The 18,526-nt window shown below is 58.0% G+C and carries 22 protein-coding genes; 10 read left to right on the forward strand and 12 right to left on the reverse strand.

What is annotated here, in order from left to right; all coding sequences use genetic code 11:
* The first annotated feature begins 223 nt into the window (after positions 1 to 223).
* The gene (locus AC2TEM_RS13890; RefSeq protein WP_170423629.1) at positions 224 to 1,030 is read left to right on the forward strand and encodes a mechanosensitive ion channel family protein; all 807 of its coding nucleotides are present in this window, start codon (positions 224 to 226) and stop codon (positions 1,028 to 1,030) included.
* Positions 1,031 to 1,218: 188 nt separating this feature from the next.
* Here the strand turns inward: AC2TEM_RS13890 and ald are convergent, their stop codons facing one another.
* Positions 1,219 to 2,334: an alanine dehydrogenase gene (gene ald, locus AC2TEM_RS13895; protein WP_170395644.1), complete on the reverse strand. Its 1,116-nt coding sequence runs from the start codon at positions 2,332 to 2,334 to the stop codon at positions 1,219 to 1,221.
* 135 nt (positions 2,335 to 2,469) lie between these two features.
* Between ald and AC2TEM_RS13900 the strand changes: the two genes are divergently transcribed.
* Positions 2,470 to 2,928: an Lrp/AsnC family transcriptional regulator gene (locus AC2TEM_RS13900; RefSeq protein WP_170395646.1), complete on the forward strand. Its 459-nt coding sequence runs from the start codon at positions 2,470 to 2,472 to the stop codon at positions 2,926 to 2,928.
* Positions 2,929 to 3,078: 150 nt separating this feature from the next.
* Positions 3,079 to 4,017: a polyphosphate kinase 2 gene (gene ppk2 / locus AC2TEM_RS13905; protein ID WP_170395648.1), complete on the forward strand. Its 939-nt coding sequence runs from the start codon at positions 3,079 to 3,081 to the stop codon at positions 4,015 to 4,017.
* A 51-nt stretch (positions 4,018 to 4,068) separates the two neighbouring features.
* On the opposite strand, the gene AC2TEM_RS13910 is transcribed toward ppk2, so the two are convergent.
* Both AC2TEM_RS13910 and rpsU read right to left on the reverse strand, forming a co-directional pair.
* Positions 4,069 to 5,304, reverse strand: a complete 1,236-nt coding sequence (locus AC2TEM_RS13910) for a CAP domain-containing protein (RefSeq protein ID WP_170423631.1) — start codon at positions 5,302 to 5,304, stop codon at positions 4,069 to 4,071.
* 296 nt (positions 5,305 to 5,600) lie between these two features.
* Positions 5,601 to 5,807: a 30S ribosomal protein S21 gene (gene rpsU / locus AC2TEM_RS13915; protein ID WP_005614280.1), complete on the reverse strand. Its 207-nt coding sequence runs from the start codon at positions 5,805 to 5,807 to the stop codon at positions 5,601 to 5,603.
* A gap of 112 nt (positions 5,808 to 5,919) precedes the next feature.
* On the opposite strand from rpsU, the gene AC2TEM_RS13920 reads away from it, so the two are divergent.
* Both AC2TEM_RS13920 and AC2TEM_RS13925 read left to right on the forward strand, forming a co-directional pair.
* Positions 5,920 to 6,612 carry a COQ9 family protein gene (locus AC2TEM_RS13920; protein WP_170423633.1) on the forward strand — a complete coding sequence of 231 codons (693 nt, stop codon included), beginning with the start codon at positions 5,920 to 5,922 and terminating at the stop codon, positions 6,610 to 6,612.
* A 72-nt stretch (positions 6,613 to 6,684) separates the two neighbouring features.
* The gene (locus AC2TEM_RS13925; RefSeq protein ID WP_170423635.1) at positions 6,685 to 7,671 is read left to right on the forward strand and encodes an NAD(P)H-quinone oxidoreductase; all 987 of its coding nucleotides are present in this window, start codon (positions 6,685 to 6,687) and stop codon (positions 7,669 to 7,671) included.
* 15 nt (positions 7,672 to 7,686) lie between these two features.
* Here the strand turns inward: AC2TEM_RS13925 and AC2TEM_RS13930 are convergent, their stop codons facing one another.
* A complete protein-coding gene (locus AC2TEM_RS13930; protein ID WP_170423637.1) occupies positions 7,687 to 8,544 on the reverse strand; it encodes a DUF2189 domain-containing protein in 858 nt (285 codons plus the stop codon).
* A 214-nt stretch (positions 8,545 to 8,758) separates the two neighbouring features.
* Between AC2TEM_RS13930 and AC2TEM_RS13935 the strand changes: the two genes are divergently transcribed.
* The gene (locus AC2TEM_RS13935) at positions 8,759 to 9,742 is read left to right on the forward strand and encodes a quinone oxidoreductase family protein (protein WP_170423639.1); all 984 of its coding nucleotides are present in this window, start codon (positions 8,759 to 8,761) and stop codon (positions 9,740 to 9,742) included.
* A gap of 41 nt (positions 9,743 to 9,783) precedes the next feature.
* On the opposite strand, the gene AC2TEM_RS13940 is transcribed toward AC2TEM_RS13935, so the two are convergent.
* The 8 genes from AC2TEM_RS13940 to AC2TEM_RS13975 form a co-directional block, all read right to left on the reverse strand.
* Positions 9,784 to 10,317 (reverse strand): outer membrane protein, encoded by a 534-nt coding sequence (locus AC2TEM_RS13940; protein ID WP_480856262.1) that lies wholly within the window; start codon positions 10,315 to 10,317, stop codon positions 9,784 to 9,786.
* Positions 10,318 to 10,578: 261 nt separating this feature from the next.
* Positions 10,579 to 11,052, reverse strand: coding sequence for a YHS domain-containing (seleno)protein (locus AC2TEM_RS13945; protein ID WP_170395661.1), 474 nt, complete (start codon positions 11,050 to 11,052; stop codon positions 10,579 to 10,581).
* 172 nt (positions 11,053 to 11,224) lie between these two features.
* Positions 11,225 to 11,500 carry a hypothetical protein gene (locus AC2TEM_RS13950; RefSeq protein ID WP_170395663.1) on the reverse strand — a complete coding sequence of 92 codons (276 nt, stop codon included), beginning with the start codon at positions 11,498 to 11,500 and terminating at the stop codon, positions 11,225 to 11,227.
* Positions 11,497 to 12,102, reverse strand: coding sequence for a glycerol-3-phosphate 1-O-acyltransferase PlsY (gene plsY / locus AC2TEM_RS13955; RefSeq protein WP_170395665.1), 606 nt, complete (start codon positions 12,100 to 12,102; stop codon positions 11,497 to 11,499). The genes AC2TEM_RS13950 and plsY overlap by 4 nt, the downstream gene beginning before the upstream one ends.
* The gene (gene pyrC / locus AC2TEM_RS13960; protein WP_480790313.1) at positions 12,102 to 13,382 is read right to left on the reverse strand and encodes a dihydroorotase; all 1,281 of its coding nucleotides are present in this window, start codon (positions 13,380 to 13,382) and stop codon (positions 12,102 to 12,104) included. Before pyrC ends, plsY begins: the two co-directional genes overlap by 1 nt.
* Positions 13,379 to 13,765: a hypothetical protein gene (locus AC2TEM_RS13965; protein WP_170395669.1), complete on the reverse strand. Its 387-nt coding sequence runs from the start codon at positions 13,763 to 13,765 to the stop codon at positions 13,379 to 13,381. Before AC2TEM_RS13965 ends, pyrC begins: the two co-directional genes overlap by 4 nt.
* The gene (locus tag AC2TEM_RS13970; RefSeq protein ID WP_170423643.1) at positions 13,750 to 14,268 is read right to left on the reverse strand and encodes a hypothetical protein; all 519 of its coding nucleotides are present in this window, start codon (positions 14,266 to 14,268) and stop codon (positions 13,750 to 13,752) included. The genes AC2TEM_RS13965 and AC2TEM_RS13970 overlap by 16 nt, the downstream gene beginning before the upstream one ends.
* Positions 14,265 to 15,200: an aspartate carbamoyltransferase catalytic subunit gene (locus AC2TEM_RS13975; RefSeq protein ID WP_170423645.1), complete on the reverse strand. Its 936-nt coding sequence runs from the start codon at positions 15,198 to 15,200 to the stop codon at positions 14,265 to 14,267. Before AC2TEM_RS13975 ends, AC2TEM_RS13970 begins: the two co-directional genes overlap by 4 nt.
* A 758-nt stretch (positions 15,201 to 15,958) precedes the next feature.
* Here AC2TEM_RS13975 and AC2TEM_RS13980 point away from each other — a divergent pair.
* Genes AC2TEM_RS13980 through moaB form a run of 4 tightly spaced genes read left to right on the forward strand, consistent with a single transcriptional unit; the run spans position 15,959 to position 18,485 of the window.
* A complete protein-coding gene (locus AC2TEM_RS13980) occupies positions 15,959 to 16,723 on the forward strand; it encodes a uracil-DNA glycosylase (protein ID WP_170423646.1) in 765 nt (254 codons plus the stop codon).
* The gene (locus tag AC2TEM_RS13985; RefSeq protein ID WP_170423648.1) at positions 16,720 to 17,319 is read left to right on the forward strand and encodes a metallophosphoesterase; all 600 of its coding nucleotides are present in this window, start codon (positions 16,720 to 16,722) and stop codon (positions 17,317 to 17,319) included. Before AC2TEM_RS13980 ends, AC2TEM_RS13985 begins: the two co-directional genes overlap by 4 nt.
* A complete protein-coding gene (locus tag AC2TEM_RS13990) occupies positions 17,316 to 17,936 on the forward strand; it encodes a LysE family translocator (protein ID WP_170423650.1) in 621 nt (206 codons plus the stop codon). Before AC2TEM_RS13985 ends, AC2TEM_RS13990 begins: the two co-directional genes overlap by 4 nt.
* Positions 17,937 to 17,942: 6 nt before the next feature.
* Positions 17,943 to 18,485 (forward strand): molybdenum cofactor biosynthesis protein B, encoded by a 543-nt coding sequence (gene moaB / locus AC2TEM_RS13995; protein WP_170408382.1) that lies wholly within the window; start codon positions 17,943 to 17,945, stop codon positions 18,483 to 18,485.
* Positions 18,486 to 18,526 lie beyond the last annotated feature (41 nt).

The raw sequence follows: 18,526 nt of genomic DNA on the forward strand, positions 1-18,526 counted from the left end.
GATGGGCTCCTTTTATCGCGCCTGTCTCGGTCAATCTGGTAATTTGTGGCGCTTTTGTAAGGTCCAATTCTGTGCGTGATCGGTCAGTCGATGTTTGCTGGGGAACAGCAGGGGGGAAAACTCGGAAATCCCGCACCTAGACCTGCGCGCAAAATTAGCCCAGACTTTTCAGCGATCCCGCGCCAAAAGGCGCGGGTTTGCTGTTGGCGCAAAGGAGAAGCGTGTGGAAGATGTCGTAACACAGGTGGGCGCATTTGGCCCGCTGATCATGAGCGCGATCAAAGCGTTGATCGTTCTGGTATTGGGTTGGATCGTTGCCGGAGCCATTAGCGGTCTGGTGCGGCGGCGGATCAACGCCACGCCACATATCGACCCGACTTTGGGGAATTTCGTTGCGAGCCTCGTGAAATGGGTGCTGCTGGCGATTGTCTTTGTCGCCGTTCTGGGCATTTTCGGAATCGAGGCGACCAGCATCGTGGCCATTCTGGGTGCCGCATCCCTGGCCATCGGTTTGGCGCTGCAGGGAACACTCAGCGATCTGGCCGCGGGCGTGATGCTGGTGGTGTTCCGGCCCTATAAGCTGGGCCAATATGTCGATATTGGTGGCACAGCGGGTACTGTGAAAGACCTGAACCTGTTCACGACCGAGCTGGTGACGCCGGACAACGTGCAGATCATCGTACCAAACGGTCAGGCTTGGGGTTCGGTGATCACCAACTATTCCGCCCATGACACCCGCCGGGTCGATCTGGTGTTTGGCATCGACTACGGCGATAGCGCGGATGAGGCTATGAACATCATCCTGGATGTGGCCAAAGCTGACGATCGTATCATGGCTGATCCTGAGCCCTGGGTGCGCGTGACAAATCTTGGGGATAGTTCGGTTGATCTGACCGCGCGCCTGTGGTGCGCAGCGGCTGACTATTGGGATGTGAAGTTTGAACTTACCAAAGCGATCAAAGAAGCGTTTGACGCCAAAGGCGTATCCATCCCGTATCCGCATTCTGTGGAGATTCACAAAGAGGCGTAAGCCTCCCGCCCGTCGATCGGGCATTGAAATGTCCTCCTCTGGTTGGGCCGGGCACCGCGCTAAGGCGCGGTGCTTTTTTGTGCGACCCTTGGTCCAGAAAACAACAGCGCCGCGCTATTGGCGCGGCGCTGGGCCCAAGTCTGTAAAGCGTCCTTTGAAAAAGGACGCTTTCAGAGGCGGGAGCGCTCTTAGTTCAACAGAGTTGTTGGATCGACAGAGTTGATGTTAAGGGCGGTGCCCACCGCTTCGTAAGTCAGCTTGCCGGCGTGGACGTTCAAACCTGCCAGCAGGTGTGCGTCGTCCTTACAGGCCTGCTTCCAGCCCTTGCTTGCCAGCGAAAGCATGAACGGCATGGTTGCGTTGCCCAGTGCGATGGTCGAAGTCCGGGCAACCGCACCGGGCATGTTGGCGACGCAGTAGTGCATGATGCCGTCAACTTCGTAAACCGGATCGGCGTGGGTGGTGGCTTTCGAGGTTTCAAAACAGCCGCCCTGATCGATCGCAACGTCTACCAGAGCCGCGCCGGGCTTCATGGTCGACAGCTGTTCGCGCGAGATAAGTTTGGGAGCAGCTGCGCCCGGGATCAGGACCGCACCGATGACCAGGTCGGCATCCTGGATCAGCTCGGCTGTCGCACCAGCGGTTGAATACTGGTTCTTGAAGGTTCCGCCGAACACATCGTCCAGATAGCGGAGACGCGGCAGCGAACGGTCCAGTACGGTCACATCCGCGCCCATGCCTGCGGCAATCTTCGCTGCGTGGGTGCCTACGACGCCTCCGCCGATGACGATCACTTTGGCAGGGCCTACACCCGGTACACCACCCATCAGAACGCCGCGGCCACCGTTGGCCTTTTGCAGAGTCCAGGACCCGACTTGCGGAGCCAAGCGACCGGCAACCTCAGACATCGGCGCCAGCAGCGGCAGGCCGCCATTGGAGTCAGTCACGGTCTCATAGGCAATCGCGGTGCAGCCGGATTCCAGCAGATCGTGGGTCTGGTCTGGATCGGGTGCCAGGTGCAGATAGGTGAACAGCAACTGACCTTCGCGCAGCATTTTACGCTCGACCGCCTGAGGCTCCTTGACCTTGACGATCATATCAGCCGTGGCGAACACTTCTTCTGCAGTGTCGACGATGCGGGCACCTGCCGCTACATAAGCGTCGTTATCAAAGCCCGAGCCCATCCCGGCACCGGTTTCGATAATGACTTCGTGACCGCGGGCCACAGCTTCGCCAGCAGCGTTCGGGGTCATCCCGACGCGGAATTCCTGAGGTTTGATTTCCTTGGGGCAGCCGATTTTCATGTGAGACTCCATTCATAAACTGCCTAAATTATGGGCATAAATTGGTGCAATTTTTGTGAAACCCCACTTGCTAAACACACAATCTGCGGGAAAATATTCAGCATATAGACAACTTGACGCAATGGATGTGCGCAAATGACGATTGACGCAACAGATAGGAAGATTCTGGCTGCCCTGCAGCGCAAAGGGCGGATGTCAAATTCGGAATTGTCCGAACAGGCGAATCTATCCCCTTCGGCCTGCCACCGACGCGTGCAGCGACTTGAGGCTGAGGGTTATATCAAGGACTACGTCGCCCTGTTGGATGCACGGAAGTTGAACGTTCCAACCACTGTGTTTGTCGAGATCACGTTGCAGGGTCAGGCGGAAGAAGTGCTGGAGGCGTTTGAAAAAGCCGTAGCACGGATTCCGGATGTGCTTGAATGCCATTTGATGGCGGGCACGGCGGACTACATTCTAAAGGTCGTCGCAGAAAATACCGAGGATTTTGCTCGCATTCATCGGCAATACCTGTCTCGCTTGCCTGGGGTGGCGCAGATGCAAAGCTCATTTGCTTTGCGCACGGTGTTCAAAACCACGGCCTTGCCTGTCTGAAACCAACTATTGGGGTTAGCCTTGCGTCAATTCTGCCGCTTGTATCTGTCGTGCGGTCGGGCCAAAATCCATGTTTCCGACCTTATGTACGACCTCGGCACTTTGCGCTGACACTCGGTGGTTACACTGGCCGTGTACGGTCCGAACCCGATGAACGATAAGGAGCAGACCTTGGCTTACGAAAACAACAGCACGCCGAAAGATTGGCTGGAAGCTGAACTGGAAGACACGCTGGACGAAGATTTCGAGATCGAATTCAGCGAACCCATGCTTTCGATGGAAGTGCGCAAGATTTACAAGGACCAGCATCCTGACATGCTGGATCGCAAGGTCTATTTTCGCAACCTTTTGCGGCTGCAGGCTGAACTTATCAAAGTTCAGGATTGGGTGGTCCATACAGGGGCCAAGGTCTGTATTCTGTTTGAAGGGCGCGACAGCGCCGGGAAAGGGGGCGTGATCAAGCGGATCACGCAGCGTTTGAACCCTCGTGTAGCGCGTGTGGTCGCCTTGCCTGCACCCAGCCGACGCGAACAAAGCCAGTGGTATTTTCAGCGCTACGTGCCCCATTTGCCTGCGGCCGGTGAGATCGTGTTCTTCGATCGGTCCTGGTACAACCGCGCTGGTGTTGAACGCGTGATGGGATTTGCCAACGAGGATCAGGTCGAACAGTTCTTTCAGGACGTTCCCGAATTCGAACGGATGCTGGTGCGGTCGGGGATTATCCTGCTGAAATACTGGTTCTCGATTACAGACGAAGAACAGCAATTGCGATTCCTGATGCGTATTCACGATCCGATGAAGCAGTGGAAACTGTCACCGATGGATCTGGAATCCCGCATCCGGTGGGAGGCATACACCAAGGCCAAAGAGGATATGTTCTTTCGCACCAACATATCCGAGGCGCCTTGGTATATTGTTGAAGGCAACGACAAGAAACGCGAACGGCTCAATTGTATCGAGCACCTGCTGACCAAGATCCCCTATGAGGATGTGCCGCAGGAAAAGGTCAATCTGCCGGATCGGCGCTATAACCCCGAATACGAACGGCGCATTTTGCCGGATGAGCTACACGTGCCTAAGATATATTGATTTGGCAGGAAAGTGGTGCGGGAAAAGGATCCCCGCACCTGAACGGTTTGATTAACCCCAATCAAATCCGCAGTTCGTTTCGAAAACAAACACGCCGCACATGTCGTCGTTCATGTCTTCGACTGTGGCCTCAACGGTTTCGATCATGTCGTCAGCGAAGTCGGTGTCGAACACCAGATCGAAATCATCCATCTCTGGGGTCGTGTCAGCCTGCTGCACCGGAGACCATTCGAACTGGTCAAATTGGGCTTGCAGCGCATTAACAAACGCTTCTATCCCGGCAAGGAAGGCCTGAACGTCAAAGCAGTCCGCGCCCGGTGCACCATTGTCAACGACAACTTCAGGTGTTTCTGGCTCGGGTTCTTCGACCTCGGTGACGTCGGTCTCCGGAGTTTCGGGTTCCTCGACCTCGACGACTTCAGTATCCGGCACATCGGGTTCCGGGTCTTCAACTTCAGTCACATCGGTATCAGGCGTTTCCGGCTCTTCAGTTTCGGTCACGTCTGTTTCCGGAGTCTCCTCAACCGGGTCCTCGGTCTCGGTAACGTCAGTTTCTGGCGTTTCGTCTGCCGGTTGCTCGGTTTCCGTCACATCGGTGTCGGGTGTTTCGTCCGATGGTTCTTCGGTTTCGGTGACGTCTTCCTCCGGGGTCTCCTCTGCCGGTTCTTCGGCATCGGGAACTTCCGCTACCGGTGTTTCGTCAACTGGTTCCTCAGTCTCGGTCACATCGGTTTCTGGCACTTCTGGTTCGGTCGGGGTGGTAACCTCTTCCTCCTCTGGCTCAACAACTTCTTCAACCGGAGGCGTCACCGGCGGGGTGGTGCCGCCGTTATCAAGATCGACATCGCCCTGAGTCGCCGCAAAGTTCTGCGTCACCATGACAGCGTCGTACCCCTGCATGTCGCCTTCTTCGATCCCGATGCCGATATATTTGAAATCGGGGTTCAGAATGTTGGCGCGGTGACCGGGGCTATTCATCAGGTTCTGGTGCAACTGGGCGACATCATCGCTGATACCGGGTGCGCCACGCTCGGATTGCCAGGCGATGTTTTCTCCGGTGCGCCAGCTCCCGGACAGGTCGAACCCTGCGGCTTGCATCCGTTGGGTCGCGGATGAACCACCCTGACCGGTGTGGCTGAACCGGTCGGTATCCAGCATCCAGCTGCTGTGGTCCTCGGAAGATTCGTTCAGGTTGCGTTCAAGTTCCAGGGGATCAAGACCGCGGGATGTGCGCTCTTGGTTGATCAGCGCGAGCATTTCGCGCTCGACCGTACTTGCTGTCGACATCAGTGCCTCCGTTTTTGGTTATGTCTGAGTGGACGGCCTCACTTACAGACGATCAAAGAACGCTGAATAGGGCGGGTACGGCGATGGGCGTTTTTCGGCGGCAGAATGCAACCGAACGGCGATTCGCTGCGCTGTAAAATGCCGACTGCGGCGATTGCATCAAAATCGGCAGGTTGCCGCGAGGGTAAAGCCGGGAATTGGCGGGATCATCCGCCCTAAAAACGACAAACCCCCGGGCAGGGCCTCGGGGGTCGTCAAATAGTGTCATCCAAAGCTGGACGAGTCGCAGGAAGCTCTTAGAGCAAACCTTCGCGCTGTGCTTTCTTGCGTGCCAGTTTACGGGCACGGCGGATCGCTTCAGCTTTCTCGCGCGCTTTTTTCTCGGACGGTTTCTCGAAATGTTGCTTCAGCTTCATTTCACGGAACACGCCTTCGCGCTGCAGCTTTTTCTTCAGGGCACGAAGCGCCTGATCGACGTTATTGTCGCGAACACTAACCTGCATGTGGTTGTCACCACCTTTCTAGATAGAGTTGCAAGGAAATTGCAGGAAGTGGCCGTATAGCAAAGCACGCCTAACTTGTCTAGTACTGGACCCGCAGCCTCGGAGACCCGACATGACAGCAACCTATGAAGACACCAAAGAGCAGCTTCTTGATGCGATTCTGAACCATGTGCCGTTCGACGGCTGGTCGGAAACCAGCTTTCGTGCGGCCATCAGCGATTGCGATCTGGAGCCCGCGCTGGCCCGAGCGATCTGTCCGCGTGGTGCCGTCGATCTGGCACTGGCCTTTCATGCGCGCGGGGATGCCGCGATGTTGGAGCGGTTGAAATCCGAAGACCTGAGCGGGCTGAAATTCCGTGAAAAGATCGCCGCTGCCGTCCGTTTCCGCCTGCAGGCGGTCGAAGACAAAGAAGCAGTGCGCCGAGGTATGACTTTGTTCGCGTTGCCGATCCATGCCGCGGATGGGGCCAAGGCGGTCTGGGGCACCTGTGACCAGATCTGGATAGCGCTTGGCGATACTTCGGACGACGTGAACTGGTACACCAAACGTGCCACTCTGTCGGGCGTCTATTCTTCGACACTGTTGTATTGGCTGGGTGATGACAGCCCGGATTATCAGGCGACATGGGAATTCCTGGATCGGCGGATCGAGGGCGTAATGCAGTTTGAGAAGTTCAAGGCGCAGGTGAATGGCAACCCGCTGCTGAAACCGTTTCTGGCCGTCCCCAACTGGCTTGCGGGTCAGGTGAAGGCTCCGACGAAGTTGCCCAACAACCTGCCCGGTTCGCTGTCATCGGGAAAATAGTCGCAGCGTTTCCACTTGCCGCTGGGCCTCTGCGTTTTCGCCTGCTAGGCATTGGGCAAAGGAGATATGCCCATGACCCAGACAATGCGCGCTGTCGAGATCACCGAAGCTGGTGGCCCGGACGTTCTGCAACTGACGGAACGCCCGATGCCGGAACCGGCAGAGGGTCAAGTGGTTCTGAAAGTCGCGTACGCTGGGGTGAACCGTCCTGATGCGCTGCAGCGGGCAGGGGCGTATGATCCGCCTCCCGGTGCAAGCGATTTGCCGGGGCTAGAGGCCTCGGGCGAGGTCATCGCCATCGGCTCGGGTGTCGAAGGTCTGGTCGTTGGCGATCGGGTTTGCGCCCTGTTGCCCGGCGGCGGTTATGCTGAATATGTCGCAACGCCCGCCGCCCATTGTCTGCCTGTGCCTGCGGGAATGGGTTTGAAAGAAGCTGCCTGCCTGCCCGAAACCTTCTTTACTGTTTGGTCCAATGTCTTCACCCGTGGCGGCTTGAAGCCGGGGGAGCGGTTTCTGGTCCATGGCGGTTCCAGCGGGATCGGCACGACGGCCATTCAGCTGGCCAATGCGTTTGGCGCCCGCGTCTTTGCAACCGCCGGGTCGGCTGAGAAATGTGAGGCTTGTATCAAGCTAGGTGCCGAAAAGGCGATCAACTATCGCGACGAAGATTTCGTGGCTGCGATGCGCGCCGAGGGCGGGGCGAACCTGATCCTGGACATGGTCGGTGGTGATTATATCCCGCGCAACATCAAGGCTTTGGCGGAAGACGGGCGGCTGGTTCAGATCGCTTTCCTGCAAGGTCCGGTAGTCGAACTGAATTTTGCGCTGATGATGGTGAAACGCCTCACCCTGACTGGCAGCACCTTGCGCCCACAAAGCGATTTGGCCAAGGCGCGCATCGCGCAAGACTTGCGTGAAGCCGTGTGGCCATTGCTTGAGGCCGGGAAGGTCGCACCGGTGATGGATTCAGAATTCGATCTTTCTGATGCCGCCGTTGCACATGCGCGGATGGAAGCATCGGGCCACATTGGCAAGATCGTTCTGAAGGTCTCTGGTTAAGCTGCTGCCATGTAGTCAGGCGACCGCCCGGCGATACAGGTGCCATGTGGCGTGACCTAGAACGGGCATGACGACGATCAGCCCCAGCAACATCGGGATCGCGCCCAGTACCAACATCGCGGCCACAATGGCCCCCCAGGTCAAGATCACACCCGGGTTCTGACGCAAGACCCAGACCGAGGTTACGACGGCCACGGGAACGCCCACTTTGCGATCCAGCAACAGCGGAAAGCTGACCACGCTTAGCGCCAATGCGACCAGTGCAAACAGGAAACCGGTGGCTGTGCCGATGATGATCATGCTCCAGCCTGCTCCGGTGGTGAACACTTCTGTCACGAATGCCATGGCCGAGGCCGGAGGTTCTGGCCCTAGGGTTTGCGCATAGATGCCTTGCGCGACCATCAGCCAGATCATCAATAGCATGACCAGATAGAAGCCCAGTGCCAGTATGGCTCCGAAGGAAGGCGAACGGAATACGCCGAACGCGTCCAGCCAATGAACGTCTCCGCCCTGTTCCCTCTTGCGACTGATCTCATAAAGCCCGACGGCGGCGACCGGCCCGATCAGGGCAAAGCCCATGACAAGCGGGGCCAGCAGGGGCACCATGTCTTTGTTGAGCCCAATACCGAACATCAGCAGACCTGCGATTGGATAGATCAGAACGACAAAGATCGCATCGGCCCGGGTTTCGAGAAAATCGTTATATCCAGCTTTCAGGCATTCGCGCAGATCCTGCAGGGTCAGCGTATGCACCGTCGGCAGAGCCTGAACATCCGCGCTGCCGATCTCGGTCACGGATTCAGTGACATGATCGCTGGTTGCCCGCAGATTTCGGGCGACCCAGGTGATTGGGTTACCGATTGTCTTGTCCATGTTCATCCCCTTTTCTGGCGTGGGTGCGCCGCGGGATGCATCCGGCGTGGCAATTCGCGTGACCGGATCAGCCGGCAACGTCTGCCCAATTACAACGTCTCGTTGCATTATAGCACATATTGCGAAATTTTGCCCGATCACCCTTGCAGAGCCGGAAGGATTGCTCTGCCGCACAGGCGTGTTAGCTTTGTTTCCACAGGCAAGGGAGGCATTCATGCAGCAGACAGCACGCACAGTCGTCATACACGAATCCGGCGGCCCCGAGGTTCTACGGATTGAGGATCGCCCGCTTGGCGATCCCGGCCCGGGTGAGGTGCGCATTCGCCATCATGCCTGCGGATTGAATTTCATCGATGTGTACCAGCGTACCGGCCTTTATCCGCTGGAGTTGCCTCATGCGCTGGGAATGGAAGCGGCCGGAGTCGTTGAGGCGGTAGGCGAAGGCGTTACGCATCTTGCCCCCGGCCAACGCGCGGCCTATGCCGCAGGCCCATCAGGAGCATATTCCGAAGCGCGCGTGATGCCTGCAGCGCAGGTTTGTCCGCTGCCCGAGAGTATCTCGTTCCGCACCGCAGCGGCCATGATGCTAAAGGGCATGACGGTTGAATACCTGTTTCACCGAACAACGCCGCTGCGGCGCGGAGATACCGTGTTGTTCCACGCGGCTGCCGGAGGTGTGGGACTGATCGCCTGCCAATGGGCGAAATCCGAAGGCATCAAACTGATCGGGACAGCGGGAACGGATGAGAAATGCAGCCTGGCGCAATTCAATGGCGCGTCACATTGCATCAACTACCGGACCGAGAATTTTGTCGAACGTGTGGCCGAGATCACCGGAGGCAAAGGGGTTGATGTGGTGATGGACTCCATCGGTGCGGACACGTTTGAGGGATCGCTGGATTGCCTGAAACCCTTGGGCATGATGATTTCATTCGGAAACGCTTCGGGGCCAGTGCCGCCTGTCGATCTGGGAATGCTTGCGCAGCGGGGATCTCTGAAGGTGACGCGGCCAACCTTGTTCACGCATATCTCGGATCACGCCACCTGTCAGGCGATGGCGCGACGCTTGTTTGGCAAAGTGGACGGGCGCGAGGTCAAGATCCATGTCGATCAGGAGTTTCCGTTGGATCAAGTTGCTGATGCGCATCGTGCTTTGGAAGCACGACAAACCACCGGCAGCACAGTCTTGGTGCCCTAGCGGCACGGGCCCGGCGCAAATAGCCGGGCCCTACCTTCTCATCAAAACCGATATGCGACGCGCAGTTGAACTGTAGTTGCGTCAACATCGACGCCCGATGAGTTGAAGTCGTCGAACTCATGATACAGAATCTCGCCTCCAACGCTGATATTGGGGGCTACGATCTGCTCATAGCCTGCGCCGATGAACCAGCCATCGTCACTGCCCAGATTATCGGTATCCGCATCGGCATAACCGGCGGTGCCATAAAGCAGGCCCTGCCGGTTCACCTTGTAGCCCGCGCGCGCTTTGAGCCGCCAGACATTCTCGACCGTGGCGGCGCCGGAAAGGTCTACGTCGCTCCAGTCATAGTCGAAGCCACCTCCGACGACCCAATCGCCCAGATCGTAATCATATCCAAGGATGATACCGCCGATCGCACCATCGCCGTCGACGCCTGATACGTTTGTGTCGATGTCCGCATAACCAAACTGTGCACCGCCGTAGAATCCGGTCCAGTTGCCTGAGGATTGCGCCATGGCGGATCCCGCAGCCAATACGGCGACCGAGGTGATCAGTGCCAATCTTCCTGTCATCGTCTCATTCCTTTCGCTCGAAACCTGCTGCCAATCAAATCTAATGGCAGCGTTATGATTGAATCTACGTTCCGGCCCTTAGGCCGGATCAGTGATGTTTTGACTGTCCCGAACAACTTTATTCTGGCCGGTGCCCCGGCGTGGGCCCACTCAGGTTGGGCTCTTTTCTCACATGCTAGATAGGGTGAAACATGATGCCTTCAAACGAAGATCGGCGGCAGATACGATCTGCCGCCGATGCACAAAGGTCTTGTCAGCGAATTATTGCTGTAGTTCAGCCGGGTCTTTGTCGGCGATGTCTTCCCAGTTCGCGCTGGCTTTCTCAACAAAGCCCGGAATGTCGCCTTCCCAACGCTCCTGAATGTCTTGTGACAGGTTCAGATACAGCTTGTTGTCGACGATTTTCCAGTAGTTCGGGTCACCATCGAACTTGAAGCCCATTGCGGTGCCAAATGCGCAATAGCCGCCGTAAGCAGGCAGATAGGCCTCTGGGTTCGCCTCAAAAGCGGCTTTGTTCTCTTCCGATGCAAAACGGTACAGGGCGTCGTTGTGCAGCGTGGTGATTTTGTAATCACCCTTGGTTGCTTCGCCAACGGTGAAATAGGCAACCGGGTCATAGCCCTGCATTGCCAATCCGGTCGAGCTTGCGTTGATTTCGACGCCAGCCGCCATTGCTGAGCTTGCGATCGCAACAGACAGCGCGACTCCGCTGATGATGGATTTGAACGTGTTCATGACTTCACCTTTCGTGAATAGGCTCGCTGAAGAGCACTGTAATTTTGCCCGGGCGAACCGGATTTGATTGTCGCGACGCCTGTAATTGGCCGTCACAAAATCCCAGTTGGGGAATGGCCCGATCACGTTCAAAGCAATCAATTGTGATTGTGCAATCACAAAGACCGGTTGTTCATTCCTGCACGTCAGGCACCAGCGCCAGGACAAAATCGACCACCTTTTCCGCAGGCATTTCGCAGGGGCGAAGCAATGCGCCGCTTTTCTGTGTGAGATAAAGGTTCAGGCTGATGTAATCCGGCCCGCCCAATTGATGAGCCACCAGTTTGTGAGATTTCCCGCAGGCCATGATCTGATGCGATACCAAATATCGATGCGGCCCAACGGAACCGGTGAACGTGCCGACCGGCAGATCATGGAACGCTTTCAGAAACGCGCTGGGCGCTGTCACGATTTCCCGATTTTCGGTTCTGTCCCCGCCTTGATCCGCGCTAGGTTGGCGCTGTGCCGCCAGTAGAGCAGCAAGGTCAGAGCAATTCCAAGAACGAAGGTACTGCCATCTGTCAGCACCATGATCCAGGTGGTGGATAGGGCGGCGGCGGCCAGCGCACCAACGGATGAAATACGCCAGATCAGCGCCGCGACCAGCCATGTCAAGCAGCAGGCGACACCCACGCGCCAGTCAAGTGCCAGCCAAAGGCCCAGAAAAGTCGCAACGCCTTTGCCGCCTTTGAAGCCCAGCCAGACCGGAAAGCAATGCCCGAGGAACGCGGCCAACGCGGCGATCTGCGCGGCATCTTCACCAGCCAAAGCGCGTGCCAGCAGAACAGCAACGGCACCCTTGGCTGCATCAAACAGCAATGTCAGCGCTGCCGCTGCCTTATTGCCGGTTCGCAGGACGTTGGTTGCGCCGATATTGCCCGACCCGATTTGCCTCAGATTTCCCAGACCCATCACGCGCGCGACGATCATGCCAAAGGGTATGGAGCCTAGCAGGTATCCCAACGCGGCCCACAGGATGAGCTGAGTCATTGTGCTGTCGATCAGGGGCATCAGGCTCTCCGGTACACTTCTTGTCCAGCGACAAAGGTTGCGGTGACCTTACCCTGCATCCGCTGACCGTCAAACGGTGTGTTCTGCGATTTCGATTTCAGCGTAAATCGGTCCAGAACAAAGGGAACATCCGGGTCGAACTGCACCAGATCGGCAGGCGCGCCTAGGGCCAGGCGACCGCTCTCCAACCCCAGCCGTTTGGCCGGATTGAGGGCCATGGCGCGGAACAGGGTCGGCAAGTCCAGCTGTTCGGAATGATATAGCCGAAGCGCAGCAGGCAGCAGTGTTTCCAGCGCCACCGCGCCCGAGGCCGCCTCTTCAAACGGCAGGCGCTTGCTTTCCTCATCCTGCGGCGTGTGCATGGAACTGATCGTGTCTATCAGACCGGTTCGCACTGCTTCGATCACGGCTTGCCGGTCATCTTCGGATCGCAACGGGGGCTTGATCTTGAAGAAGGTGCGATAATCGGACACGTCCAATTCGTTCAACGTCAGATGGTGGATTGACGTGCCTGCTGTGATGTCCAGCCCGTTGCGCTTGGCGCGCTCCAGTGCAGGCAGGGCGCGGGCGGTGGTGATCTGATCGGCGTGATAGGCGGCCCCGGTCATTTCAAGCAGGGCGATGTCGCGGTCCAACCCCATACGCTCGGCCATAGGCGATACGGCAGGCAAGCCTCGCAGTGCGGCGAATTTGCCGCTGGTGGCCGCGGTACCACTGCTCAGACCCGGCTCTTGCGGGTGGGCAATCACAAGCGCGCCACAGGATTTGGCGTAGGTCAGCGCGCGTGAGAAGACCTTGGTATTGGTGATGACATGATCGCAATCGGTGAAGGCCACAGCTCCCGCATCTTGCAGGAACCCGATCTCGGTCATCTCACGCCCTTCGCGCCCTTTGGTCAGGGCGGCCATCGGCAAGACGTTTACCGGCGCGTCCGCTTGCGCGCGGCGGGTGGCAAACTCCAGCGTTTCGGGTGTATCGACGGCAGGCAGCGTGTCTGGACGGGTGACGATGGTCGTCACTCCCCCGGCGGCAGCGGCCAAACCCGCAGATTTATAACTCTCCTTGTGTCGCTCACCGGGCTCGCAAACCTTAACGCCAATGTCGACGATACCGGGCGCAAGGCACTGCCCACCGCAATCGACCACCTGCGTGTCAGCGTCTGGGGCCGTGCCTTCACCAAGCGCTGCGATCCGACCATCGGCAATCTGCAGCCAGCCGATGCTATCTGTGCCAGCTTCGGGGTCGATCAGGCGAGCGTTAGTAAAAATCAGATTGCTCATGCCATGGCCCTTTCGATTGCAGCTTTGGTGGCGGCGGGGTCCGCCTGATATTTGATCAGGTGCTTGTCGCCGCCTTTTGTGACGATCTGGACAAAGCTGCCAATGGTATTGACCGCCTGAATTTGGTTCAGCGCCACCTTACGCGGACCAGGACCAGTGAGAGTGGTGCCCATCATTTCCCACTTGGCGACCAGTTCTTCCGAAGCCAAATACCAAGCGCGGATGGTGATGGCGGCCAACCCTGCGGGTGCGCCGGTCCAGACGTAAGGATTGCCGATCAACCATAGCACGACCATTGCGGCCGCCATTGCAAAGGCGGCGAGCCATGCGTTGGTGCGGACATAAGCGCCCTTGTCTGAGGAGAAGGTCACAGGATCAGCCACAAGGCACCTCCGACGGCGATCAGAATCAGCAAGGCAATGACGGCTGAACCGATGCGGCTTGGTTTATTATCCACTGGCGGGCTTTGCGCGGCCGAGAACGGTTTTGCGCTTTCGGTCTCAATCGTGCCGCCGGACCAGTTGGTAGCCTCTTCGGTGAACAGGCCAATCAGATGCAGGCGGAGATCGAGGGAAAGGGTTGCAGATCGACCACCCAGCGCCGCACTGCGCAGGACCATCACCCAGCCTTCAATGGCGTCCAACTTCGCGCGATCCAACTGGTCTTCCGAGACACCACAGCCTTCGCTGAGATAGCCATAAAGCCCGAGATCTTCGAGGTCGGATACCGGAAAAATGTCGATCTGTTCTGGATCCAGCCCCTCGACACCCAACACCTGATCAACAGCCCCCGGTTCGCGCAGGAATTTTGCTTCTTCCGGGCGCATGTCCAGCGAGAACAGGCGGATCACACCGCGCTCATGGGGGGCGATGATCAGATCGTTCATGCGGCTTCTCGCACGTTGCGCGCCAGCAGGTCCATGGCGGCCATGCGGACAGCAACGCCCATCTCGACCTGTTCCTGAATGACGGATCGGTTGATGTCATCGGCCAGAGTGCCGTCGATCTCGACCCCGCGGTTCATTGGACCGGGGTGCATCACGATGGCGTCTGGCTTGGCCAGCGCCAGCTTTTCAGCGTTCAGACCGTAGCGGTGATAGTATTCGCGTTCCGAGGGGATAAAGCCGCCGTCCATCCGTTCCTTCTGAAGACGCAGCATCATCACAACGTCGACGTCTTTGAGACCCTCATTTATATCATCATAGATCTCGGCCCCGAATTCCGCGAATTGCGACGGGACCAAAGTCGGTGGACCGATAAGGCGGATGCGGTTTTCCATCTTGCCCAGCAGGATCAGGTTCGAGCGCGCCACGCGCGAATGCGCCACGTCTCCGCAAATCGCGATGTTCAGCCGGTGTAGGCGGCCTTTGGCACGGCGGATAGTCAGCGCGTCCAGCAGGGCTTGCGTCGGGTGCTCATGCCGCCCATCACCTGCGTTCAGCACGGCGCAGTTTACCTTCTGCGCCAGCAGGTCCACCGCGCCGGAATGAGGATGCCGCACCACCAGCAGATCGGGATGCATTGCGTTCAGCGTCATCGCCGTATCGATTAGCGTCTCGCCCTTTTTGATCGAACTGGCCTGCATCGCCATGTTCATCACATCCGCGCCCAATCGCTTGCCCGCAATTTCGAAACTCGCCTGCGTGCGGGTCGAGTTTTCAAAGAACATGTTGATTTGAGTCAGGCCCGACAGCACATCGGAATGCTTAGTCGATTGCCGGTTCAGATCGACATAGGTTTCGGCCAGATCAAGGATAGCGGTGATATCGGATTGCGACAGATGCTCGATGCCAAGAAGGTGACGATGGGCGAAACGCATGGGCGGGCTCCTGTCTGACAATCGGACCGCTTATAGGAAGCCATGCAGGCCAAGGCAACCTAAGGTTCCGACCCTTCGGGCAGTTTCTCGCATCCACCTTCGGGCAGGCATTGTTCGCCGGGTTTGCACCACTTGCCGTAGCCGCAATCGATAGCCTTGATCGGAACGCAGCCCTGATGAGCCGAGCATTTAAAGCCGGGTCGGCATTGCGAACCGGTTTCTTCACACAGAAACCAGCCGGGGCGCGAACATCCGCCGCCCGGCAAGCAGGATGAACCGGCTCCGCAACTCCTGCCATCGGCGCAGGTTGTGGGTGGAGCGGGGACCAAATCCGGTCTGCTGCGCTCGCATTCACCGCGTCCGTTGCAGAAGCTACCACCGGGGCAATCCAAGCGCGAGGTGCACTTATTCGCCCCAGCAGGGGCGCAACGGGTTCCTCCTGCCACGCAGCGCTCGAACGGGCCGCAGGTGCGCCCACCTCCACAATAGGTGTGTCCCGGCGGGATACAGCGGCCATCAAAGCTGCAGCGCTGGCCTGCGGGGCAACAACCGCGCCCGCATTGCAACTGTCCGGTGCGGCATTGTGTATCCCGATCAAACAGCTGCGCACTCGCCGAACCGCCAGAGGTTGCCAGCAATAGAGCAATCAGAAGGAATCGCAGAAATGACAGCATGACCCTGCCATGGTCGGTGCGACCCTGTGCCATGGCAAGGTCTATTCGCTTTCCCTCGGTCAAAAGCTGGTTAGATTGAGGGTTATGGAATCGGGCTTGGACCATCATACCGCGCGGGCGCTGCTGGAATGGCAGATCGAGCTGGGCGCAACCGAGGCGATCGGCGACGCGCCGGTGGATCGCTATGCGTTGCCGGACAAAGCGGCCAAGGCTAAGAAACCAGCTGCGGTTGAACCTGCGAAAAAACCAGAACCGGTCGATACCGCAGCTGTTGCAAAACAGGCGGCGAAAACCGCTGGATCGCTCGTCGAGTTGCGTGCGGCGATGGAGGCGTTTGATCTTTGCGACCTCAAACGCGGCGCGCGGCAGTTGGTGTTTTCCGATGGCACCCCCGGCGCACGGGTAATGATCATCGGCGAAGCGCCCGGCCGTGATGAGGATCGCGAAGGTAAGCCCTTTGTCGGGCGCGCTGGGCAATTGCTGGACCGGATGCTGGCCGCGATTGATCTGGATCGGCGCGAGAATGTCTACATTACCAACGTGTTGCCGTGGCGGCCCCCGCAGAATCGCGATCCCAAGCCGGAAGAGATTGGCATGATGAAGCCGTTTCTGGAGCGGCATGTGGCGTTGGCCAAGCCCGAGGTGCTGGTGGTGATGGGCAATATTAGCTGTCAGGCCTTGCTGGGCAAACGCGGTATCACGCGGCTGCGCGGGAAATGGGATCAGGCGCTGAACCTGCCGGTCATCCCGATGTTCCACCCGGCCTACCTGCTGCGTCAACCGCAGATGAAACGTCAGGCCTGGGCCGATTTGCTGGATTTGCAAGCAAGGCTGAGGGGCGCGGGATGAGAGTTCTGGCGTTTTCCGATCTTCATATGGCGCGCAACCGGGCCGCTGATCTGGTGGTCGCTAGCGCCGAGGCTGATCTTGTCATCGGTGCGGGGGACTTTTGCAATGCGCGGCGGGGCCTGAATGAAGCGATGCAGATGCTGTCGGGCATTGCAGCGCCGCTGATCCTGGTGCCGGGCAACGCTGAGAGCGCCGAGGAACTGACAGCCGCTGCGCCCGAAGGCGCGCATGTTCTGCACGGGACGGGCATGACATTGGATGGTCTGCGCCTGTTCGGGCTGGGCTACGGCGTGCCGGTGACGCCTTTTGGAGACTGGTCCTGCGATCTTACTGAAGCTGAAGCATCGGAACTGCTGGACCGGTGCGAGGCTGCGGATGTTCTGATCGCGCACTCTCCGCCAAAAGGATATGGGGATGTGACATCACAAGATGTGTCGGTCGGCTCGACCGCAGTTCGGGACGCGGTTGAACGCATCCAGCCCGATTTTGTCTTTTGCGGTCATATCCACGACAGTTGGGGATACCGCGGCATGCTCGGGCGGTCTCAGATCGCCAATCTGGGCCCAAAACCACATTGGTTCGAGGTAACAACGTGATCGAGACAGTGACATTGATGGCCTTCATCCCAGCCGCACTGGTGCTGAATTTCACACCCGGCGCTGACATGATGTTCTGTTTCGGGCAAGGGTTACGGTCTGGGTCACGCCCAGCGATGATGGCCAGCCTCGGTGTTTCGACGGGTCTGATGGTGCAAGTTTTGCTGGCGGGGCTTGGACTTGGGGCGTTGGTATCAGCCGTGCCTTGGCTGTTTGACGTTATCCGGTGGATGGGCGTTGCTTATCTATTGGTTCTTGCATGGGGCGCAATCCGGAAAGGGGCAGTGTCGGACGATGCAGCAATCAAGCCTGCTCATTTCGCGTTTCGCGAGGGGTTGCTGGTGAACCTGACCAATCCCAAGGTCATTCTGTTTGTTTTGGCCTTTATCCCTCAGTTCGTGGACCCAGCAAACGGCCCGGTTCTGCTGCAATTCCTAACCTTTGGTGCAATTATCACCTTGGGCAGCATTCTGGTGAACGGGGTGGTCGGTATCTTTGCGGGCGGAGCAGGGCGCATTTTGATCTCAAACCCACGCGCTTCACGTATCATTGGATGGGTCACGGGCGGGATATTCGCGGCTCTTGCCATCCGGCTTGCCATTATGGAAAGGGCTTGACGACATATGTCGCGCATTGATGAAAGCATTGAGTTCATCCCCGTCCGCATTGCGGTTCTGACTGTGTCGGATACTCGCTCGCTGGACGACGACCGCTCGGGCCAGACGCTTGTCGACCGGATCGAAACGGCTGGACATTCAGTGGCGGACCGCAAGATCATTCAGGACGAACGCGCCCAGATTGCCGAGCAATTGCGCAGTTGGATCGCGGATCCTGAAATCGACGTCGTGATCTCGACCGGCGGCACAGGTCTGACGGGTCGCGATGTTACAGTCGAGGCGCACCGGGACGTTTATGAAAAAGAGATCGAAGCGTTTGGCACCGTTTTCACCATCGTGTCTATGGAAAAGATAGGTACTTCTGCCGTGCAGTCCCGCGCTACAGGCGGAGTTGCAGGCGGAACCTATCTGTTTGCGTTGCCGGGCAGCCCGGGTGCCTGCAAAGACGCTTGGGATGCGATTCTGGAGAAACAGTTCGATTATCGCCACCGGCCCTGTAATTTCGTTGAAATAATGCCCAGATTGGACGAACACCTGCGACGGAAGTAGACTGGTTCTGCGTTTAACGGATCATAACCGCTTTGTGGCTT

Source organism: Ruegeria sp. HKCCD3925, assembly GCF_057221175.1.

Coding starts and splice junctions, on each gene's coding strand:
- ald (WP_170395644.1), bottom strand. CDS start 2,334: ATGAAAATCGGCTGCCCCAAGGAAATCAAACCTCAGGAATTCCGCGTC.
- AC2TEM_RS13900 (WP_170395646.1), top strand. CDS start 2,470: ATGACGATTGACGCAACAGATAGGAAGATTCTGGCTGCCCTGCAGCGC.
- ppk2 (WP_170395648.1), top strand. CDS start 3,079: ATGAACGATAAGGAGCAGACCTTGGCTTACGAAAACAACAGCACGCCG.
- AC2TEM_RS13910 (WP_170423631.1), bottom strand. CDS start 5,304: ATGTCGACAGCAAGTACGGTCGAGCGCGAAATGCTCGCGCTGATCAAC.
- rpsU (WP_005614280.1), bottom strand. CDS start 5,807: ATGCAGGTTAGTGTTCGCGACAATAACGTCGATCAGGCGCTTCGTGCC.
- AC2TEM_RS13920 (WP_170423633.1), top strand. CDS start 5,920: ATGACAGCAACCTATGAAGACACCAAAGAGCAGCTTCTTGATGCGATT.
- AC2TEM_RS13925 (WP_170423635.1), top strand. CDS start 6,685: ATGACCCAGACAATGCGCGCTGTCGAGATCACCGAAGCTGGTGGCCCG.
- AC2TEM_RS13930 (WP_170423637.1), bottom strand. CDS start 8,544: ATGGACAAGACAATCGGTAACCCAATCACCTGGGTCGCCCGAAATCTG.
- AC2TEM_RS13935 (WP_170423639.1), top strand. CDS start 8,759: ATGCAGCAGACAGCACGCACAGTCGTCATACACGAATCCGGCGGCCCC.
- AC2TEM_RS13940 (WP_480856262.1), bottom strand. CDS start 10,317: ATGACAGGAAGATTGGCACTGATCACCTCGGTCGCCGTATTGGCTGCG.
- AC2TEM_RS13945 (WP_170395661.1), bottom strand. CDS start 11,052: ATGAACACGTTCAAATCCATCATCAGCGGAGTCGCGCTGTCTGTTGCG.
- plsY (WP_170395665.1), bottom strand. CDS start 12,102: ATGCCCCTGATCGACAGCACAATGACTCAGCTCATCCTGTGGGCCGCG.
- pyrC (WP_480790313.1), bottom strand. CDS start 13,382: ATGAGCAATCTGATTTTTACTAACGCTCGCCTGATCGACCCCGAAGCT.
- AC2TEM_RS13970 (WP_170423643.1), bottom strand. CDS start 14,268: ATGAACGATCTGATCATCGCCCCCCATGAGCGCGGTGTGATCCGCCTG.
- AC2TEM_RS13975 (WP_170423645.1), bottom strand. CDS start 15,200: ATGCGTTTCGCCCATCGTCACCTTCTTGGCATCGAGCATCTGTCGCAA.
- AC2TEM_RS13980 (WP_170423646.1), top strand. CDS start 15,959: ATGGAATCGGGCTTGGACCATCATACCGCGCGGGCGCTGCTGGAATGG.
- AC2TEM_RS13985 (WP_170423648.1), top strand. CDS start 16,720: ATGAGAGTTCTGGCGTTTTCCGATCTTCATATGGCGCGCAACCGGGCC.
- moaB (WP_170408382.1), top strand. CDS start 17,943: ATGTCGCGCATTGATGAAAGCATTGAGTTCATCCCCGTCCGCATTGCG.